The sequence below is a fragment of the Pelagicoccus mobilis genome (genome assembly GCF_016595505.1).
Classification (GTDB): Bacteria; Verrucomicrobiota; Verrucomicrobiia; order Opitutales; family Opitutaceae; genus Pelagicoccus; species Pelagicoccus mobilis.
Genome location: NZ_JAENIL010000001.1, coordinates 42,864 through 62,386 on the forward strand (window position 1 = coordinate 42,864; position 19,523 = coordinate 62,386).

The 19,523-nt window shown below is 54.7% G+C and carries 13 protein-coding genes; 4 read left to right on the top strand and 9 right to left on the bottom strand.

From position 1 onward, the window contains the following. Positions 1–714 (bottom strand): helix-turn-helix domain-containing protein, encoded by a 714-nt coding sequence (locus JIN87_RS00165; RefSeq protein WP_200353470.1) that lies wholly within the window; start codon positions 712–714, stop codon positions 1–3. Between the two features lie 51 nt (positions 715–765). Here JIN87_RS00165 and JIN87_RS00170 point away from each other — a divergent pair, with 51 nt between their 5' ends. Together JIN87_RS00170 and JIN87_RS00175 are read left to right on the top strand one after the other, a co-directional pair. Continuing rightward, positions 766–1,416, top strand: a complete 651-nt coding sequence (locus JIN87_RS00170) for a bifunctional 4-hydroxy-2-oxoglutarate aldolase/2-dehydro-3-deoxy-phosphogluconate aldolase (protein ID WP_200353471.1) — start codon at positions 766–768, stop codon at positions 1,414–1,416. Positions 1,417–1,421: 5 nt separating this feature from the next. After that, positions 1,422–2,513 carry a sugar kinase gene (locus JIN87_RS00175; protein ID WP_200353472.1) on the top strand — a complete coding sequence of 364 codons (1,092 nt, stop codon included), beginning with the start codon at positions 1,422–1,424 and terminating at the stop codon, positions 2,511–2,513. Positions 2,514–2,822: 309 nt separating this feature from the next. Here the strand turns inward: JIN87_RS00175 and JIN87_RS00180 are convergent, their stop codons facing one another. The 4 genes from JIN87_RS00180 to JIN87_RS00195 all read right to left on the bottom strand — a co-directional run bounded on the left by JIN87_RS00180 (position 2,823) and on the right by JIN87_RS00195 (position 8,775). Then, complete coding sequence (locus tag JIN87_RS00180) at positions 2,823–4,325, bottom strand: DUF4955 domain-containing protein (protein ID WP_200353473.1); 1,503 nt, start codon at positions 4,323–4,325, stop codon at positions 2,823–2,825. After that, the gene (locus JIN87_RS00185) at positions 4,322–6,127 is read right to left on the bottom strand and encodes a sodium:solute symporter family transporter (RefSeq protein ID WP_200353474.1); all 1,806 of its coding nucleotides are present in this window, start codon (positions 6,125–6,127) and stop codon (positions 4,322–4,324) included. The genes JIN87_RS00180 and JIN87_RS00185 overlap by 4 nt, the downstream gene beginning before the upstream one ends. 28 nt (positions 6,128–6,155) lie before the next feature. Then, positions 6,156–7,658 (bottom strand): sulfatase-like hydrolase/transferase, encoded by a 1,503-nt coding sequence (locus JIN87_RS00190; protein ID WP_200353475.1) that lies wholly within the window; start codon positions 7,656–7,658, stop codon positions 6,156–6,158. 61 nt (positions 7,659–7,719) lie between these two features. After that, positions 7,720–8,775 (bottom strand): NAD(P)-dependent oxidoreductase, encoded by a 1,056-nt coding sequence (locus JIN87_RS00195; RefSeq protein ID WP_200353476.1) that lies wholly within the window; start codon positions 8,773–8,775, stop codon positions 7,720–7,722. 222 nt (positions 8,776–8,997) lie between these two features. On the opposite strand from JIN87_RS00195, the gene JIN87_RS00200 reads away from it, so the two are divergent. After that, positions 8,998–10,473, top strand: a complete 1,476-nt coding sequence (locus tag JIN87_RS00200; protein ID WP_200353477.1) for a sulfatase — start codon at positions 8,998–9,000, stop codon at positions 10,471–10,473. A gap of 159 nt (positions 10,474–10,632) precedes the next feature. Here the strand turns inward: JIN87_RS00200 and JIN87_RS00205 are convergent, their stop codons facing one another. The 4 genes from JIN87_RS00205 to JIN87_RS00220 all read right to left on the bottom strand — a co-directional run bounded on the left by JIN87_RS00205 (position 10,633) and on the right by JIN87_RS00220 (position 17,303). After that, on the bottom strand, positions 10,633–12,222 hold the full coding sequence (locus JIN87_RS00205; RefSeq protein WP_200353478.1) for a sulfatase: 1,590 nt from the start codon (positions 12,220–12,222) through the stop codon (positions 10,633–10,635). A gap of 259 nt (positions 12,223–12,481) precedes the next feature. After that, complete coding sequence (gene galB / locus JIN87_RS00210; RefSeq protein WP_200353479.1) at positions 12,482–14,965, bottom strand: beta-galactosidase GalB; 2,484 nt, start codon at positions 14,963–14,965, stop codon at positions 12,482–12,484. Between the two features lie 147 nt (positions 14,966–15,112). Beyond that, positions 15,113–16,162 (bottom strand): aldose epimerase family protein, encoded by a 1,050-nt coding sequence (locus JIN87_RS00215; protein ID WP_200353480.1) that lies wholly within the window; start codon positions 16,160–16,162, stop codon positions 15,113–15,115. Between the two features lie 67 nt (positions 16,163–16,229). Continuing rightward, complete coding sequence (locus JIN87_RS00220; protein ID WP_200353481.1) at positions 16,230–17,303, bottom strand: L-rhamnose/proton symporter RhaT; 1,074 nt, start codon at positions 17,301–17,303, stop codon at positions 16,230–16,232. A gap of 308 nt (positions 17,304–17,611) precedes the next feature. Here JIN87_RS00220 and JIN87_RS00225 point away from each other — a divergent pair, with 308 nt between their 5' ends. Further along, entirely contained in the window at positions 17,612–19,519 is a 1,908-nt protein-coding gene (locus JIN87_RS00225; RefSeq protein WP_200353482.1) for an alpha/beta hydrolase family protein, read from the top strand. The last annotated feature ends 4 nt before the right edge of the window (positions 19,520–19,523 follow it).

A 19,523-nucleotide genomic window follows, 5' to 3' on the forward strand; every position in this document is an offset into this window, starting at 1 on the left:
CTACTCAAAATAGGGAAACGGCCCAATCTTACGACTCTCCTCTCGAAGCAACTCGATCCCTCGCTCCAGCGAATCTTCCGAAAAACGAAAATCCGGCCACGTGATCGCAAACAACGGGGTCAAAGGCGACGGCTCGCCCAGCCAGGTTCCCCAAGCCACAATTGCCTCCTCCGACTCAGCGAGGTTCATGGCGCACTTCTGCGCCCTGATCACCTCCAGCTCCTCTAGGTAGCCCTCACCGACTCCCTCTGGAATCAGATCCGGCCGCACCGTAAGCACCATTTTTCCCATCGCCATCTTCTCGATCGCAAACTGGCGTCCCACCGGCGGCGTTACCCGCACGCGGCAATCCGGCTCCTCGCAATGAATATGGCGAATTCCGCGCCCTGACAGACGTCCCATGGTAGTCATTTCGCCTAGCTCTTCAGTGATCCGACGCATCATCGGAGCATAGCGATCCTTCAATCTCTGGTCCGGATCCTCCTTCCGCCATTCGTGGAACATATCGGTGGCGAAGTAACGTCGGGAGTCGTCCCGAGCAACCAGACCATAGTGGATCAGACTATCAAGCAACCGCAGCAAACTCGTGCGCGGCAATGACATGTCAGCCACCAACTCCTGAATCCCCACCCCATCCGGCTTGGATGAGATGAGCGTTAAGAGGTCGAGAGCCTTGAAAAGAGATGTAGCGAGCTGACGGGTTTCTTTTGACACGACCCCACTAGATGCGCATACCTGTCCACATTTCAATCACATTTGTCTACTATGCTGTCACAATCAATCGAAGAACAAGTCCGCAAAAGCGGCATCATCGCAGTAACAACCATTGAGGACGCCAAAAACGCCGTCCCCACTGCTCAAGCTCTCGTGCGCGGAGGCGTCACCTCCATCGAGCTCACACTCCGCACTCCAGCAGCGCTCGACGCGATCCGCGCGATCCGCGCCGAAGTCCCGGAAGTTCTCCTCGGAGCCGGCACCATCCTAACGCCAAAGCAAGTCGATGACGCCATGGAAGCGGGAGTCGCATTTGGCGTAGCGCCAGGCTTAAACCCTAAGGTTATCGAATACGCTGACAAAGTCGGTCTTCCCTTCGCTCCAGGCGTCATGACCCCAAGCGACATCGAGTGCGCCCTCGACCACGGCTGTAAAACCATGAAGCTCTTCCCAGCCGAGTCTATCGGCGGCATGAAGACGCTCAGCACCATGGCAGCTCCCTACAAGCACCTCGGCCTCGGCTTCATTCCCCTGGGCGGCCTAAACGAAGGCAACATGGCCTCATACCTTTCCTCACCTCTCATCGCAGCGATCGGCGGATCCTGGCTCGCAAAGCCAGACAAGATCGCTGCCCAAGACTGGGACGCCATCGAAGCTGCAGCCCGCAGCGCCGTTTCAATCGCAACTGAAGCAAAAAGCTAATTACAATGAGCACTATCGTAACTTTTGGTGAAGTGATGGGCCGCGTTTGCCCTCCAGGCTTCAAACGTTTCCGCCAGGCAATGCCGGGCGACCTCAACCTCACCTTCGCAGGCGCCGAAGCCAACGTCGCATCCTCAATCTCCATGCTCGGAGCCGAAGCGCGCTTCGTTACAGCCCTTCCTGTCAACGACATCACGACTGCCTGCAAAGGCACCCTCGAAGGGCTCGGGGTCGACACCAGCTACATCGTTGACAGCGACGAAGGACGCCTCGGTCTCTACTTCGTGGAAGCAGGAGCAAACCAACGCCCAAGCCGCGTCATCTACGATCGCGACCACTCTGCGGTCAGCATGACCGGACCAGACGCTTACGACTGGGACGGCATCCTCGACGGAGCAAAGTGGTTCCACACCACCGGCATCACTCCATCCCTTTCCGCGCAATCGGCCGAAACAACAATCGAAGCCGTCAAGCGAGCCAAGGCCGCTGGCCTACAAGTCTCCTGCGACCTCAACTTCCGCAACAAACTCTGGAAGTGGAAACCAGGCAGCTCGGCTAAGGAACTCGCCCAAGAAACCATGCGTCAGGTTCTCCCGTACGTCGACGTCGTCATCGGCAACGAAGAGGACGCGGCAGACGTACTCGGTATCCATGCTGAAAATACGGACATTCACGGTGGCAAGATCGACGCAGCCAAGTACACCGACGTGGCACGCAAGATCACCGAACAATTCCCGAACGTATCCAAAGTAGCCATAACTCTTCGCGAAAGCATCTCCGCCAGCCACAACAACTGGGGCGCAATGCTTTACATCAAGTCTGAAGACAAGGCTTACTTCGCTCCACTCGACGGACAAGAGTACTCACCCTACGAAATCCGCAACATCGTCGACCGCGTCGGCGGTGGAGACTCCTTCGGAGCCGGCCTCATCTTCGCATTGAATACACCAGAGCTCAGCGGAGCCCAGGACGCGATCGCCTTCGCAGTCGCCTCCTCTTGCCTCGCTCACTCCATCTACGGAGACTTCAATTTCACCACCCGCTCCGAAGTAGAAGCCCTTCTCAAGCAAGGCGGTTCCGGACGCGTGGTACGCTAAGCGCCAAATTTGTGATCTAAACCATCTATGACGTCGTCGCCCCTCGCGCAAGCGGGGGGCTTTTTCGTATACGACGAACGATATCTGAATCGTCGGATCAACGCCCCGACCTACAATGAGCTCAACTGTAGGTCGCCTCGCTGAGCATTGGCGTCAACTTAAGCGCTAAACGCTGTGCGCAGGAGGGCAATGCTCCGTCATTGCCGCGGAACCTACGGGGGAATAAACGATGTGGCAACGACAGAGCGTTGCCCTCCAGATGATGCTATTTTTGTCAAGTTGACGCCAATGCGCGCTGAGGCGACATTCTCAAGAATCCTTCCTCAGCTTAGCCAAGCGACGCTCCAATTGATACTTGTACAGCGACCCCTCCTCTACCGGAGCGCCATGCTCCACGACAACAGACTGCCCTTCCCTAAAAGAAATCTCGGTGCCATGCATCCCAACGATCGTCGGCTGCAACACCCTCCAGTAAAGCTCATCCAAAGGCTCAAACTGGAAGTCCTCCAAATCGGGATTGGTTTTCATAAAATTCCAAAGCACCAGTCCCTCCACATGCGTGGGCAAATTAAACGCAGCGCCCCCGCCATGCCCTTTCATAAATCCCCCTACGCACGAGTCGATCAACGTATAGCGTGGCTGCGAAGAGTGCGACTCGAAGCACGTATCCGATCCCCAATAACAATCAACAATCACATTACCGATCGCAGGCTTCGAAACGCCAAGACTGTGCCAATGGGCAGCCTCATCCACGACACCAGCCATCAAGCAGAACGAGCTACCATGAAAGCAAATCGCATTGTGCCCCTTCGTGCCAGTGAGCTTTGAGTCTACCACAGTCACGTGAGCCGAATTGTTAATCGAGGCGACACGATTCAAGTCGACAAACTCGCAATCCCGTATCCAGGAGTTCACCACGCCTACCATTTTCAACATGGAATACCCCCCGTCGTCCATCCATGAGCGGTGATGCACAAAACGATCCTTCCACTGCCCCTCAAAGCGAATCCCTTCAAAACCGACTTCCTCGATCGTCGACAAGGTCTCGACCTTCCAGTCGTAACTCGAATCGATCGGCTTCATAACAGGAACCTCAAGCACGAGACGATTGCCCTCCACTGCCCTCACTTGATGGCGCTCCTCAACATGGACACCTTTTTCGATTATTGCCGTCCAGCGCGGATCGATCTTCACAAATCCCTCCAGCTCCGACTCGACCAAACTCGCCGAGTTATCAAGCAACGACAAAGTCACCCAATCGCCCGCCTTAATCCCCTTCGAGCTTTCAACCAATACAGAGGCCCCTCCTTGCTCCACGTCTTGCACGATCGCCGTAGAACGCTCCTTCACCTTGGGAGCAGAGACATTGATAACATAGGGCGACATCCACAGCTTGCCTGGCGGAGGCGGAGCAAGCGCCTCCATCGCCGCCAACACCGTCCCACCGTCGCCACTACCACTTCCCCTCCAGACGATCCCACTGGCCGACACCCGAATCTGCTCCGTATCCGATTTGTCATTCAAAATGAATCGCCCCTTCGGAAACAGCACAACGCCACCTCCCGCCTTCTCTGCAGCGTCGACCGCCCTCTGGATCCAACTCCTATCGCAAACGCCGTCGTCTGCAATCGCGCCAAAATCGGTGACTCTAAAAACGGGCCCGCTAACCCGAGGAAGTTCCCTTTCGGACCTGTGGTAACCCGCATAAGAAAAGTCAGGCAACCCAAGCTCTCGCTCTAGCTGTTCGATCTCCTTCGCTAACGCCTGCAAAGAAAGACCCAGAATTATCGCGGATCCAATTAATCGTCTCATTTCGATACCGTTTCTACCAATTCCTCTTTACACTCTAAATGCTGCCTCTTGTGCCGCTTAGCTAGGCTCAGCATAACAAAACCAATCCCAACAATAAAACCTCCCACCGAGAGAATCCCAATTCGCCCTCCAATGGGATTGTCCAGAAAAAGCAACAAAAGTATCATCATTCCCAATACCATGGAAAACATCCCTATTTGCTTCAGCTGAAACCAGTCACTATTGTGGCCAACTTCCGTTTCGTAATCAATCGGCCTCTCAAGATTCTTATAAAACCGCTCCACTCGCTCCCTTTCCTCTTGCGAAACCATCCTGTAAAACAATGTGGAGAGCAAAAAGACCGATGTGCTCGATATCACGATCGCAAGCGACTTTTCCTGGTACGACCAGCCGAGATCAAGAACAAGGTCGAGAAACGACGGCAAGAACCCTGCCACCATCGAAGCAAGAGCCGCCCATGCCGGCACTTTCCGCACAACCAGAAACAGCACGAGCGGGATAAACTGCGGCAGCATCAGCATATTCCCAATACTGAGCATCAGATCAAACAGAGTCACCCCACGCATCTCCGAATAAAAGAGAGCGACCGCCATGATCAAACAGCCGAGGCCTACCGTCGCCACTTTCCCAGCGAAAACCTCTTTTCCCGCAGGGATCGCCTTCAGTCTCAAAGTTCGCAGCAAAGCCGGCAAAAGATCGCGTACAATCAAAGCTGAATTCCGATTCAAGCCGGTATCCAAAGAACTGATAGCAGCCGCCAGCATCGAAACGATCATCAGGCTGAACGCCCCCTTCGGAAGCAAATGCTGGCACGCCACCGCGAATGAATACTCCGGCGCCTTCGCCGGATCCGGATGCATAGCCATTACCTCCTCAAACAAAAAGAGGCGGCTAAAGATCGGCGGGATGAAGAAGACCAGACAGCCGACAATCATCAAGCCCGCAGCCAGCCAGGACGCCTTCGCCGCTTCCTTCCCATCCTTGGCCGAAAAGTAGCGCACCCCCTGAAACAAGCTAATCATATTGAAAAACTGCACCAAAAAAGTCACAACCAACCAAGAGAGCCCATAAGGAGCCTTCCAAAAACTCTCGCCCTCAGCAAGAGGCGTCACAAACGACAGCTCATCCGCCCCCTCGTTCGCCGCGATCGCGCTGAAAAACTCTCCCACTCCTCCAGCGTAGTTGAAACACAATACAGTGATCAGGACTGTCACCGACACCATGATCATCCCCTGCACGAAATCGTTGGCCATCACCGCCCAGTTTCCACCAATCGTACAGTAGCCGATCACAACAATCCCGACCGCGATGATCACAAACGTCTGCGACACGCCTGGCAGCAACAGCGTGAAAAAGACGGACAAGCCGTAGAGCACCGCTCCTGTCCAAACCAAACCGTTCACTACCATCAAAGTCGCCAGAACGATTTCCGACTTTTTCCCGAAGCGAGCCCGAATCGCTTCCGCCACGGTTACCACCCGCATCTGCCGATACCACGCGGCTACGAACAATCCGCACAGCACAAAGCCAGCGACATTAGCAGCGTAGATCGCCAGCGGACTCCAGCCCGACTTAAAGATTCCGGAAGCGTTGCCCACAAAGGTGTAGGTACTGATCCCGCTCATGAACATGCTCAAGCCCACCAGCCACCAACTCGCTTGCCCCCCAGCCTTGAAGTAGTCCTCGCTGTTGCGAACCAGGCGCCCAAACACGACGCCCACCACAATTAGAAAAACGAAATAAACGCCAATTACGATAAACTCGGTAGCGTTGCTTGATATCGACTCAGATAAATTGGTCACTCTCTATTCCCTTTTAAGCCATTCCACGTCACCCAGGAATCGTATCCAGATAGTCCCTCTTCGCTCGTTGGCTGAAAAACGTATCACCATACTCCTTCATCCAACGCTTTACCTCCGCGCCAAACTCCCGAGAACGAGACACCTTAGCAGCCCCCAAATTCTCCATCTGAAACGGATCGTTTCTCAAATCGAAGAGATAGTCGACATTCCGGCCTCGGCCATCACGGTAAAAATAGCAACCTTCGTCCTTCGTCCGAAGACCGCGGGCGTTCCAATAGTTGTAGTACCAAGCGAACTCCGGACGAACCGCGCCCGGCTTGTCCTCAAGAGCAGCGCTGTAGTCTCGCCCTTCCACCGTATCCGGAATCTTCTTATCGAGCCCCATCAATCCAAGCAAAGTCGGCATGATGTCTGGCGTCCCCAACAATAGCTCCTCATGGCGCGCCTCGAGATGATTCTTCCACGAAATCAAAAACGGCACACCAAAAGCTTCCTCCCAAACGTAGGGCTTACCCATCTCGCCATGACTTCCCATCATCTCGCCATGATCGGAAGTGAACACGATAATCGTATCCTCCTCCAAGCCAGCCTCCTCGATCGCATGAAGGATACGCCCAAACTGATCGTCCACACCCGTTACAGCCCCGAAGTAGCCCTGCACGTGCTCCAGAGCCTCCGCCCCCCGGTTCTCCTTTGAGACATTCGGCCGATTCAACAGCTCCCCCGGAGTCGCATCCTTATAAAGCTCCTTGTAGTTCTGCGGCACGCTGTCGTACGGATTGTGCGGCGGATTCCAGGAGACGAACAAAGCGAACGGCTTGTCCGCATCGCGCTCGCCATTGCGATTGCTGATGTAATCCGCCGCCACGTTCGTTTCGTAAATCGCCGACCAGATCGGCCCCGGGAAATGACGTTCCTCAGGCCCCGCATCATCCACCCAGTATCCAAAATGGAAATGGTCGGACTCCCAAGGAATTCGCTTCCCGTACTCATCTTGCAGCTGGTTGCACCAGGAGTGCCAAAAATCGATATTATGCCGACGCTCCTTCGCCACCCAAGGAGACGCATAGCCCTCCCCTGGCTCCCCCCGCTCCAAATGCCACTTGCCGATGTACCCCACGTGATACCCATTGTTGTGCAATACATCGGTAAAACACTCAGTCTCCGGATTCAGAAAAACATCCGGCCGATCTCCACGACAGTTCGAGTAAAAACCAGTCGTGATCGGATACTGCCCCGTCAGCAACGAAGCCCGGTGCGGACTACAGACAGGATAGGTGCTGCATGCGTTATCCAAAATAACACTACGCTTTGCAAACTTGTCCAAGTTAGGCGTCAGCACGGGATCCTGCTTCATAAAGCCCATCGCGTGCCGACGCATCTGGTCCGGAAAAACATAGACTAGATTCGGCTGCTTCTGCCGTTTGGACCTAGATTCCTCCGACTTCGCGCCGTGAGCTAAGCCAGTGGCAAGTCCCGCAGCGGAAAGTACGCTAGTTGTCTTAAGAAAATCTCTACGATTCTGATTCATTTTTTGGGGGCATTCCGAGCAATCGCTCGATCGGGATAAAGCGGTGGGAAACAGATAAAGTCTAAGCAATCAAATCAAACTGCTCCAGCGATTCGAGGTTATCGAGGGGATCCCCCTTCAACCACTTTCGAGACGACTCGATCGCCTCGTCGATCAACATATGAACCTCCCGTCCCACACAACCTGCAATGTGCGAACTCAGGAGTATATTTGACTGCGAGTACAATTTCGAATCAACCTCCGGCGGCTCCGGATCCGTGACATCCAACAACGCCACCAAATCTGCACGACGCTGCATCACTTCCAACAACTCGCTCTCCTGGATCTGAGCCCCACGCCCTGTATTCATAAATGTAGCGCCTTGTTTCATTCTCGAAAACAACTGTCCGTTCAACACCCCCTTCAAGTGAGGCAAGTTAGGTAGATGATTAGAGACGACATCGCACTCTTCAAAAAGCGTCTCCAAATTCACCTTACGAACCCCCAGCTTTTCGCTCTCCTCATCGGAAAGAAAAGGATCCATTACCGAGATCTCGAAATCGCGTTCCCCCAGATGCCCAATCAGAAAACGGCTTATCTTGCCACAGCCAATCAAGCCGATCCGGGAACCACAGTGCCCCGGAAAATCATGCAGCTTCTCTTTGAGTTCAACTCCAGCCTGATAGCTGTTATAGCCAGCCACATTCTGAAAGTAGCGCTTCGTCGCCAGTAGAATCTGCCCCAAGCAAAAATCTGCCACAATCCGAGCATTGGTCGCCTTCGAAGAGCTGATCGTCACCCCCGCTTCCAAAAACGGCAATCCGAAGTGCTTGATGGATCCGGCCCCAAAAAAGATGTGCTTCAACCTCGTGAACTTCGCGACTTGCCGACTATCCAAAACAGGAACGCCCCAAGTAGCAAACAGCACTTCAAACTCCCCTACGTCAATCAGGTCGCTTACCACGTCCTCTTCTGTAATACACTTTGGATACAAATCGAAAAGTTCCGAAATACGACGTCGCGCCGCCTCGCTGTACATAGCCCTTACGAACTTGTTCCCTCTCGTGCCGAGAATAGCCGCTCTCGGCTTTCTCGAGCCGTTCGCGTCAAAACCTTGGTTCAATCCATCCTTAACCATACCTGAAAACTAGAAATTCAAAACCGGGCGCACCCCTCGTAGCAAAAAATACTCCTCTCGCCCCGTTTTCGCAAGAGGCGCCTCTAACTGGACGCAGACTCCTTAAATCCCCCTCCCTACCCAAACCCATCCACGTCGAACAGTTCAATCGCCCCCTCCTCCTTGAACGTCTAAACACCCCTTTTCCTTGGCGCCGCCAGGCAACTCAACTAGCCCCCTCCCATGAACCTTTTTAAGGCTACCCCCCTCACGCTACTACTCACCCTAATCGCCGCCTTTCCGACCACTTCCATTGAAGCTGACGAGAAGCCGCTTAACATCATCCTCTTCCTCGTCGACGACTGGGGCTGGACCGACGGAGGCGTTTTCGGCAGCGACCTCTACCAAACGCCCAACATGGACAAACTCGCCCGCGAAGGTACGCTATTTAGCCAAGCCTACGCAGCCTGCACTGTCTGTTCACCAACCCGCTCAGCCGTCCTCACTGGCCTGTATCCAGCTCGCACCTACTTGACTGACTGGATCGGTGGCCACGCCCCGAACTACAGCAACTTGCCCCTGCAGGAACCGGAATGGACCAAAAAACTCGAGTTCAAGCACACCACCATCGCCGAGGTTCTCAAGCAAAACGGCTATCGCACCGCCAGTATCGGCAAGTGGCACCTCACGCCCAAAGGCAAACCAGGCAGCCCCGAAGTCGCTGCATATTGGCCCGAACACCACGGGTTCGACAAAAATATCGGCGGCAACCAGTTCGGCAGCCCCGGCAGCTACTTCGCTCCTTACGGCAAAGGCGACGGCATCCGGCTAAACATGCCCGAGTCCAAGAAAGGGGACTACATCACAGACCGCCTCGTCGACGAAGCCGTCGAGCTTATCGAAAATTGGAAGGACGATCCATTCTTCTTCTACTTCCCCCTCTACAACGTACACCTGCCCCTCCAAGCCAAGGACGAATACATCGCCCTCTACCAAGACAAGGTCAAACCAGGCATGCGGCACACCAACGCCAAATACGCCGCCATGGTACACGCCGTCGACGTGGCCATCGGCCGCGTTTCCGACGCTCTTGAAGCGGCGGGACTCTCGGAAAACACCATGATCATTCTAACCGGCGACAACGGCGGACTCATTCGCGGTGGACTCACCAGCAACGCTCCCCTTCGCGAAGGCAAAGGCTCCGTATACGAAGGCGGCGTGCGCGTCCCCTGCGTCGTGAAACTCCCCGGAGGAGCTCAAGGAGCCCGCAACGAGACGCCAATCATCTCAAACGACTTCTTCCCCACCATCCTCTCCGCCGCAGGCATCCAGAACATAGTCAACGATACTGACGGCCAGGACCTCACCCCCATACTATCCGGCGCCAGCGAAACCATCGCCGACCGTGACCTATTCTGGCACTACCCTCACTACCACACCCAAGGCTCCACCCCCTACAGCGCCATCCGCTCGGGAGACTACCGCCTCATCGAGTACCACCGCGACGGAAACGTTGAGCTCTACAATCTCGCCAACGACATCGGCGAATGCAACGACCTCTCCCGCCACCAGCCTCACATCGTCAACAAGCTGAAGCAAAAACTGCATGCCTGGCGCGACTCAGTTTCCGCCCAAATGCCAACCCCACACCCGGACTACGATCCCACGAAGCCAACCCTTAACCCCAGCCAAACAAAGAAGCTGAAAAGCAAAAAATAGGAGGGCAATGCTCCATCATTGCCTAGCCCCCCTCAAAAAAAGCAAGAAACAGGAGGGCAATGTGTCTTCGCTTCGCTCGAGTGTCGTCACATTCGTTCCTCGGTACCGTCATTGCCTAGCCCCCCCGGAATGGCTGCGACAAAACGCAGCCCTCCTTCCTCACTCCTCCGCAGCCGAACTGCCCCACCAATCGGCGTTCGGCTTGAAGTCCTTGTCCAAGAAACCGCGATGCTGCTTTTCCAGCTTCGCCTTGAACTCGCCTTCCAGATACGCCGCCCGCTCGTCACGAGTCACTTGCGAGAAATTCGGATCGACGCTAGGCATCCTCGCTCCAGTGCTCGCCAGCCACGTGTCGAGCTTCGCTCGCATCGACTTCACACGCTCCGGTTGACTCGCCGCCAGGTCGTTGGTTTCGCCAATGTCCTTGTCGATCTGATAAAGCTCGTCCCGGCCATCCTCGTGATAGTGAATCAGCTTCCAACCATTCTGGGTGATCACGGAAGACGGCTCTCCTCCTTGGTTCCCATAGTGCGGGTAATGCCAAAAAAGCGGGCGATCCTCCAAAGCGCCTCCCGTCAAGGCAGCCGTAAAATCGACTCCATCCACATCCTGCTCCTTCGGGACATCGATTCCTGCCAGACTCAACAAAGTGGGATACCAATCCGCCCCAGTCACAGGAACCGCGCTCACCGTGCCCTCATTCGCAACTCCTGGAGCCTTGATGTAAAACGGCACTCTCAAGCCCCCCTCCCACTGGCGGCCCTTTCCTCCGCGAAACGGCAAATTGCTCGTCGCATAAGCATCGCCTGACGAGACGCCGCCATGATCCGAGGTAAAACACACGATCGTATTCTCCGCCAAGCCAAGCTCATCGAGCTTATCGAGCACAATCCCCACCGCATCGTCCATCAACTCCATCATGCCCGCATAGATTGGACAATCCTGCACTTGCCGCACCGGCAAGTTGCGGTCCCAAACGAACCGGCTCTCCGCCAAGCCCATCTCCTCCGCCTTGTCACGATACTTTCTCCACAGCTTCTCCGATGTCTGAATCGGCCCGTGCACCGCATAAAAAGAGAGGTACGCAAAAAAAGGCTCATCCTGATTCTCCTCGATAAATTGAGCCGTCTCCTGCCCCAATCGAATCGAAAGCGACTCCCCGTCCGGACCTGACTCAAGCTTCGGATTTTCCCAAGGAGCAAAGTATCCACCGCGCGGGCTGCCGGACCAAAAGCCGCCTTTGTTCACATCAAACCCATTGCTCTCCGGACTCGCGATATCCTCTTTTCCCAAATGCCACTTTCCCGCGAACAAAGTCCGGTAGCCAGCCGCCTTGAAGACTTCGCCCAAAGTGATCTCCGAATCCCGCAAGCCCATTTCGTACTCCGGAGGAAGCACCCTCGTATACCGGTTGTTATTCTTCACCCGATCCTGCGTCGCCGCCCAAGCCTCGCCAGAGGGATCTCCTATCCAAGAGGTAATCCCGTGCTTGGTAGGATAAGTCCCCGTCAGGATACTCGCCCGTGACGGGCTGCAAACCTGACACGTAGCGTATCCACGGTTAAACTTCACCCCCTCGTAGGCGATCCGATCGATGTTTGGGCTCTCATGGTAAGTCGAGCCCTCGTTGCTCAGATCCATCACTCCAAGGTCGTCGGCGATGATAAAAACGACATTCGGTCGTTTGGTTTCAGCGGACACAAATCCGCTCAGGAGAAACAAGAAAAAGACAGGGATACATTTCTTCATAATCAGGGGGTACTCGTTTTAAAGGTGGTCCGGCCGCTCCACGGGCGGTCAATCCTCGAACTGATGACCACTCGCGGAACGAATGATCCACCTTCTCTTATGAAACTAAAAAGACATATGTCACCCTGAACACAAAAAAACGTCTGTTGAATCGTTCAATCCAACAGACGCTCAATGAATTGGTAGGGCGGTCTGGCCCAGACCGCCGCAACATCAAGCAGACAAAGATCGGCGGTCTCGGCGAGACCGCCCTACCTCGCTAATTTTCGAGACTGATCGAGATCCGAGACGAATCGAGCCCCTCGCCACTGGCAGTGATATCGATCAAACCACTCGCCCCCGGCTTGCCACGAACAACAAGCAGAGCCTTGCCGCTAAACGCTTTGCGCTTCGGCAAGCGGAACGACTCGAGCGAAGCCGGATTTCCGTTACCCACCGCTGCAAGCACGCCCCCACCTTGGATGTCGAAATGGATCTCGTTGTCAGCCGTCGGACAGGCGATGCCGTTTTCATCAACCACCTGAACAGTGATGAAAGAGAGATCCTTACCGTCCGCGGCGATCACGCTTCGATCCGCAGTCAAGCGAACACCGGCAGGCTTCCCAGCAGTCCGTACCGTCTTTCTGGATACCTCTTGCCCTGCCTTGTAGCCAACAATTGTCAACTCTCCCGGCTCATACGGAACCTCCCAGCTCAACCGATACTTCGAGTCAAGGTGGTCTGAGTCATAGCGCTTGAACTTCACGATAATACGAGTCGTGTCCACTCCCTTCACCTTTCTACCAAGCGAGCGACCATTGAGGAAGAGCTCCGCTTCATCACAGTTAGTGTATCCATACACAGGGATCGTCTCTCCTTCCATGCCCTCCCAATTCCAGTGAGGCAAGACATGCACCATCGGTTTGTCCGACCATTGGCTCTGGTAGAGGAAGAATCGATCCTTCGGAAAGCCACAGAGGTCGACCGCCCCAAAGAAACTGCTGTGCACCGGCCAGTCTCCATTCCAGTGCCCATTCGTGCTGTTGTCGCGACCACCATAAGGGGTTGGCTCGCCAAGGTAATCAAAACCAGTCCAGATAAACTCCCCCATGATCCGAGGATTCTGCTCCTGAAAGTGGAACTCTATGTCCGGAGGATAAGCCCAAACCGGTCCTATCAAGTCATAGCTCGTCACCTGCAACGATTCATGCTTTTCGTACTTTTCGATCGGCAAATGATAGACACCGCGGCTGCTCACGCAGGATGAAGTCTCTGAACCGTAGACAATGCGGTCCGGGTATTTTTCCAAAACCTCGGCATACATAGATGGCTTGTAGTTGATCCCCACGAGATCCAGCTCTTCAGCGAAGCCGTTGTCATGAGGCTGCGGGTAGTGATTGAGTCCTGCAGTCACAGGACGCGTATCATCCTCCTCCTTACAGATATCGACCAAGCGACGAGCAAGAGCGGCTCCTTCCCCATTCGTGTTTCGCTGCTCGAGAATCTCGTTTCCGATACTCCACATCACAATCGAAGGGTGATTACGGTCACGCTTGATCATGTCCCGCAGATCCGGCTCATGCCACTCATCCCAAAACTTGTTGTATCCATTTTCCACTTTCGCGATCTTCCACACGTCAAAAGACTCGTCCTGAACCAGCAAGCCCATCTTGTCGCAAAGCTCAAGCAACTCGATAGAAGGCGGGTTATGGCTGGTGCGGATCGCATTCACTCCCATATCCTTCATGATCTGCAACTGACGTTCCTTCGCACGGTAATTCACTGCGGCTCCCAGAGGCCCTTGGTCGTGGTGAAGACAGACTCCCTTGAATTTCGTCTGTTTCCCGTTGAGCAAGAATCCCTGCTCAGCCGTATACTCGATCGTTCGCACGCCAAACATCGTTTCGTAGAAATCGATCGTCTGCCCCTTGGCATTCCTCACTCGGCTAATCGCTCGGTAGCGATGCGGATCTTCCGTGTCCCAACGCCGCGGATTGCGGATCTTGGCCAATTGAGTGAGCGTCTTTTCATCCTCCGAAGTCGCAAAGTCGCTCGAAACAGAAGCCACTCGGCGACCATCCGCATCAAAGATCTCAGTCTCTAGACTTCCCTTGAACGTTCCCCTTCCCGCATGAGCGATGCGCGTGTCAATCTCAACCGTCGCTTCGTGATCGCTCACTTCAGGCGTCTTGATAAACGTCCCCCAATGAGCCACCCGTGTCGGCTCAGTCACCTGTAGCCAGACATTTCGGTAGAGACCCGCCCCCGAATACCAGCGAGTCGCGAGATCCTCCAGCACCAGACGCACCGCCACCACATTCTCCTTGTCGCCATAAATCAGATACTTGGAGATATCGTATTGAAAACCAATATAGCCATACGGCCGCTTTCCGACCAACTTACCATTCACATAAACTTCCGAACCGTACATCGCTCCGTCGAACTCGATGCTCACGACCTTCCCCTTCGCCGACTTAGGCATCTGGAAGCTTTTACGATACCAGCCTTCGCCAACCACGGGAAGCCCGCCCGTTCGAGCGTTATACTTGAAGTCATAAGGCCCCTCGATCGCCCAGTCGTGAGGCAGACGCAGTTCCCGCCAATCGCGATCGTCGAAGGAAGCCCCCGACGCCTGCTGATCACCCTTGGCGAAACGCCAGGAGTCGTTAAATGACACACGCTCGCGAGCCGAAGCGGCCAATACCGCGCCCAAGGCTAGAAAAGCGACGACTGTCGTCTTAAGAAAAGTTCCGATGTTGTTCATAGCAATTTTGAAGGCCGCAATCATACAGCGGGGGACAATGGACTTCCCTGCCGTGACGATGGATTCCCTGAACCCCCGCCCACAAAAAAACCGGAATTTCCACGAAGGAAATTCCGGTTAAACGATCAAACAAAGTGATTCTTCGTCCTACCAGCTGAACTTGTAGACGGTCGTATCGTCGTAGGTTTCACCCGGTTTCAGAATGCTATTTGGCGCGCCCTCGATATTCGGGCCATTCGGATACTTCGAGGTCTCCACGCAAAACGCCCGGAACTGCCCAAACTGCGCCCCGCTTTCACGACGAAGCTCGTCGGACGTGTAACGCCCCGTATAGAAAAGCGTGCCGGGCTCGGAAGAGAAGACCTCAAGAGTACGTCCACTCGTCGGCTCCGTCACAGTAGCCACCTTGGCAAGCTCGCCAACAGGCTTCTTAAAGACATAGTAGTGCTCGAAGCCCATCTCCAGCTCTTCGAAGGCATCGCCTACGCGCTTCGGCTCATTGAAGTCCGTCACCGTTCCCGCCACTTGCGCTTCCTCTCCGAGAGGAACTCCCGTGTCGTCACAAACCAAATACTTGTCGCTATCAAGCTGCAGAGTGTGATCGAGAACCTTGTCGCTGAAACCATTGAGGTTGAAGTAGGTATGGTTCGTCAAGGAAACAGGAGACGCCTTATCAGTCGTCGCGCTATAGTGGATACGCAACTCGTTCTCCGCATTAAGACGATACTCGACCTCGACTTTCAAGTTCCCAGGAAATCCTTCGTCCCCATCCGGACTATCGAGAGAAAGAGTCAAAACGGCCGCGTCCGCTTCCTCTACAGCGCAGACAACGTCCCACAAGCACTTGTCGAAGCCCTTAACGCCACCATGGATGTGATTCGCTCCATCGTTGGTAGCGAGCTGGTAATCCTGACCGTCAACCGTCACCTTGCCGTCTTTGACTCGTGCCGCGTAGCGTCCCACAAGACAACCGAAGTAAGGAGAATTCGCCTTGTAGGCGTCGGCGAAATAACCATCCAGAGTATCAAATCCACATGCGATATCGGAGCTTCCCCCCTTCGCATCGGGCACTACGATAGAGGTTACCGTGCCTCCATAAGTCGTGATCTTTACCACAACGCCATTGCCGTTTTCGAGCGTGAATAGATCAACCGGCTTTCCTTCAAATTCTCCGAAGTCGGACTTAGATATTTTCATGATAGGTATATAACTAGGGGTGAAAAAAATGGGTGGTTCAAAGAGCCACCCTGCGTGTAATCAGAAACTACTTTGAAAGTGTGGCGGCTTCATTCGCGGCGACTTCCGCATCCACCGGAGTGGAAGAAGCGAGCTTGTTGCCGAAAGCGATGATCAGGATACCAATCGTCATGAATGCCATGCCTCGGTAGAGGAAGCCCTTCGCCTTGCTAGAAGCGGCCTTCCATTCGCCAGTTGCGATACCGCTGACGATCGCAGTCAAAACACAAGACGTGTTGAAAATAGCGTATCCAACTGTGTTGCCCACTCCACCGAGCCTGAACGCCGCGTATGCAAAAACCGCGGACGCCGCATAGTGGAAAATTGCCATGATCAGAATCAGCACGAAATTCTTCGCGAGAGCAGACGTGCCAAACGAGGCCCAGCTCTTTTTGGCAGTGAGCTGCCAGCCAAAGTAACCGGCCATGATTACGCCACCACTGAGAAAAATCGGAAGCATCACCGCGAGCGCCGTGACCCACTCTGGATTGCCCTGAGAAATGCTCGCCTCGTGTAGTGCTGGACGCCCTACCGCATTCGCGAAACTGAACCCCGTCGCCAACAAACCACCGACGACCGCGATCGTGATACCAGCAGACATCGACTTAGCGCCCTCTTCACTCTTTTCGGACTCAGCTTCACGAGTGATACCCGCCTTGCCGTTAGAAAAGATTCCGGCCAATACAAAAAGAAGCCCAACTGCGATCGTCGCCAGCACCTTGCTCTCCGGCAAACCGTCCACGAAAAACGGCAAAAGCGACCCAACGAGAATCACGGTGCCGATGAATATCGAAAAGCCAAGCGATACGCCAATGTGATGGATCGCCTTGCCCCACATCATAACGCCAATCCCCCAGAGTACGCTGGAGATGACCATCTTTGGCAAAATCCCCTGCACTGCCTCGTCGGAGAATACCGCTCCCGGATTCGCCATAAGCGCAAGCGTAGCCACTATCGGTACCGCAAACATCGTCAGCATGAAAAACATGCCCCACGTGTTCTCTTCCTTGAAGTCCTTGGTGAACTTTCCAGGTACCGCATAAAGTCCGAGCATAAGGCCCGCGAAAATGGCAAAGAGAATGCCGGTGCTTAAATCACTCATGTGTAGATTGGGGTCGAATAGTGTAGATTAAGTAGAGGGGATCGGAAGCTGGCTGGGAACCCAGACTCCCGCAGCAAACGCTGCTATTGTTGCACGTTGCATACAATATCCATTTTCGTAAAGGCTTTTCCCTCCTGAGCCCACTTAAACGATTCACCTAGGACGGGCGCTGGGCCCGAGCCTCCAGAAATTTGACTTTACCGAGCATGTTTTGCATGCAATATACATTTCACCCGCAAATGGACTGAGCCCGAAACCAAGCTTTCGGCAGTAAAAGCCCCCCAGAAAACAAAGCACCCGATATCCGAATGATGAAGAGTCTCTTCACGCTTTTTGCCCTCCTCGCAGCGACGATCCCAGCCAGCCTAATCACAGCCTCGCCCAAGGAACTGCTAGAGGTCGACCGCTACACGGACCTGAAAGTTTCTCCCGACGGAAAACGCCTCGCCGGCAAGTTTCAACGCGACGACGGCCGAATCAAACTCGTAGTCCGCGACCTCGAAAAGCATCGCAGCATCTTCGTCGGCCCTGCCAATCCGGCCCAGGGCGAATGGGGCGAGAAAAGCGTCAGCGACTTCGAGTGGATCAACAACGACTACATCGCCCTCACCGCGAGCTGGGACGATGGAATCGTAGGCCTGCATCTAGCCAAAGTCCCCGGACTGAAAAACCAGGACGTCATCCAAAACATCGAGTTCCAAAGCGCCAACTCCCTCGTCGATCCCATCCCCGGCTCTACTCAATACATCGTTTCACGCTCACCCGCGGACCAGAAATTCGCAGAATGCAGCGTCGTCAAACTCGATGCCGCGGACCGCAAGTTCAAAGAGATCCTATATAGCTCGTCCTCCAAGGCCTTCGAAGCCATAACCGATCGCGACCACACGCTACGCCTCGTCAAAAAACAGGAAAGCCCAGACAGCGAAGCTGCATGGTACGCCCTCCCCCCCGGCGGCGACGCCTGGAAAAAACTAAAGCTGAATCAATGGCTTCCCGTGTTCGGTTTCGACACCGACCCAGACCGAATCCTAGTCGGCGGATCCTTCGGCAATCTCCCCGCAGGCATCTACTACTACAGCCTCTCCCAGGACAAAGTCGTCCGTAAGCTCATCAACCATGAGGAACTCCCCCTCAACCGCTTCGCCGAGCCCATCTTCGATCCCGCGAACGGACACCTCCTCGGCGTCCACATAAACAAGCAAAAGCCTGTCACTCAGTGGATCGACCCCTCGCTCAAGAATATTCAGGCCAACATCGATCGCGCCTCCCCCGACTCCATGAACCGAATCATCAGTTGGGATATGGCCCGCAAGCGCGTACTGGTCCGCAAAAGCTACGCCAGCCAGCCAAGCGTCACCTACGCGTTCGACTTCAACAAGGGCAAGATGGACCTCGTCTGTCGCAACGGCGGCAATCTCAAGAGCAAGGACCTCGCCACCACTCAGCACATCTCAATCACGAACCGGGACGGACTCAGCCTAGACGGCTTCCTTACCAAGTCCCCAAAGGCTAAAAAGAACTCCCCTATTCTCGTGATCGTCCGCAACGATCCCTTCGCCACCCTAGACACCATCGGTTGGAAAAACGAAGACCAGTTTTACGCTAAGGAAGGCTTCGCCGTCCTGCGACTCAACTTCAGCGGTTCCGGCGGACTCAACGGTCCACTCTCACTCAACTGGAACAATGAAAACGCCCCGATCAAACCCATTCAAGACCTCGAGGACGCCCTCAAATGGGCAAAGACCTCCGGTCACGGCGATCCCTCCAAAGCAGCAATCATTGGCTACGGAGCCGGCGGTTGGATCGCCGCCTATTCCACCATCGCCTCCCCCCATCTCTTCGATTGCGCAGTCAGCACCGGCGGAATCTACGATCTCGTCGAGTACCAAAACAAGGATACTTCCAGCCCCATATCCTCAGTCGCCCCCATCATCTTCGCAGAGTGTGGCTACAAGCTCAGCCACGAAGCCCTAAACCGCCTCTCCCCAATGCAAAACGCTTCCAAGATCACCTCCTCCCTCATGCTTTCGTACGGGCAGTGGGACCAGGATGGATACAAGGAGCACGTCAAAGCGTTCGCCAAGACGGCCAGCGACGCCGGCGTGAGCGTAGCCCCGCTCTACAAAGGAGGATGGTGGGGAACCAACATCACCAACAATTCAGACGTCTACGACTTCAACAAGAGGATAGCCGCCTTCCTAAAGAAAAATCTCTAGACAA

Bases quoted from the DNA above. Each gene is read 5' to 3' on its own strand.
- JIN87_RS00170 (WP_200353471.1), top strand. From the start codon at position 766: ATGCTGTCACAATCAATCGAAGAACAAGTCCGCAAAAGCGGCATCATC.
- JIN87_RS00175 (WP_200353472.1), top strand. From the start codon at position 1,422: ATGAGCACTATCGTAACTTTTGGTGAAGTGATGGGCCGCGTTTGCCCT.
- JIN87_RS00180 (WP_200353473.1), bottom strand. From the start codon at position 4,325: ATGAGACGATTAATTGGATCCGCGATAATTCTGGGTCTTTCTTTGCAG.
- JIN87_RS00190 (WP_200353475.1), bottom strand. From the start codon at position 7,658: ATGAATCAGAATCGTAGAGATTTTCTTAAGACAACTAGCGTACTTTCC.
- JIN87_RS00195 (WP_200353476.1), bottom strand. From the start codon at position 8,775: ATGGTTAAGGATGGATTGAACCAAGGTTTTGACGCGAACGGCTCGAGA.
- JIN87_RS00200 (WP_200353477.1), top strand. From the start codon at position 8,998: ATGAACCTTTTTAAGGCTACCCCCCTCACGCTACTACTCACCCTAATC.
- JIN87_RS00205 (WP_200353478.1), bottom strand. From the start codon at position 12,222: ATGAAGAAATGTATCCCTGTCTTTTTCTTGTTTCTCCTGAGCGGATTT.
- galB (WP_200353479.1), bottom strand. From the start codon at position 14,965: ATGAACAACATCGGAACTTTTCTTAAGACGACAGTCGTCGCTTTTCTA.
- JIN87_RS00215 (WP_200353480.1), bottom strand. From the start codon at position 16,162: ATGAAAATATCTAAGTCCGACTTCGGAGAATTTGAAGGAAAGCCGGTT.
- JIN87_RS00220 (WP_200353481.1), bottom strand. From the start codon at position 17,303: ATGAGTGATTTAAGCACCGGCATTCTCTTTGCCATTTTCGCGGGCCTT.
- JIN87_RS00225 (WP_200353482.1), top strand. From the start codon at position 17,612: ATGATGAAGAGTCTCTTCACGCTTTTTGCCCTCCTCGCAGCGACGATC.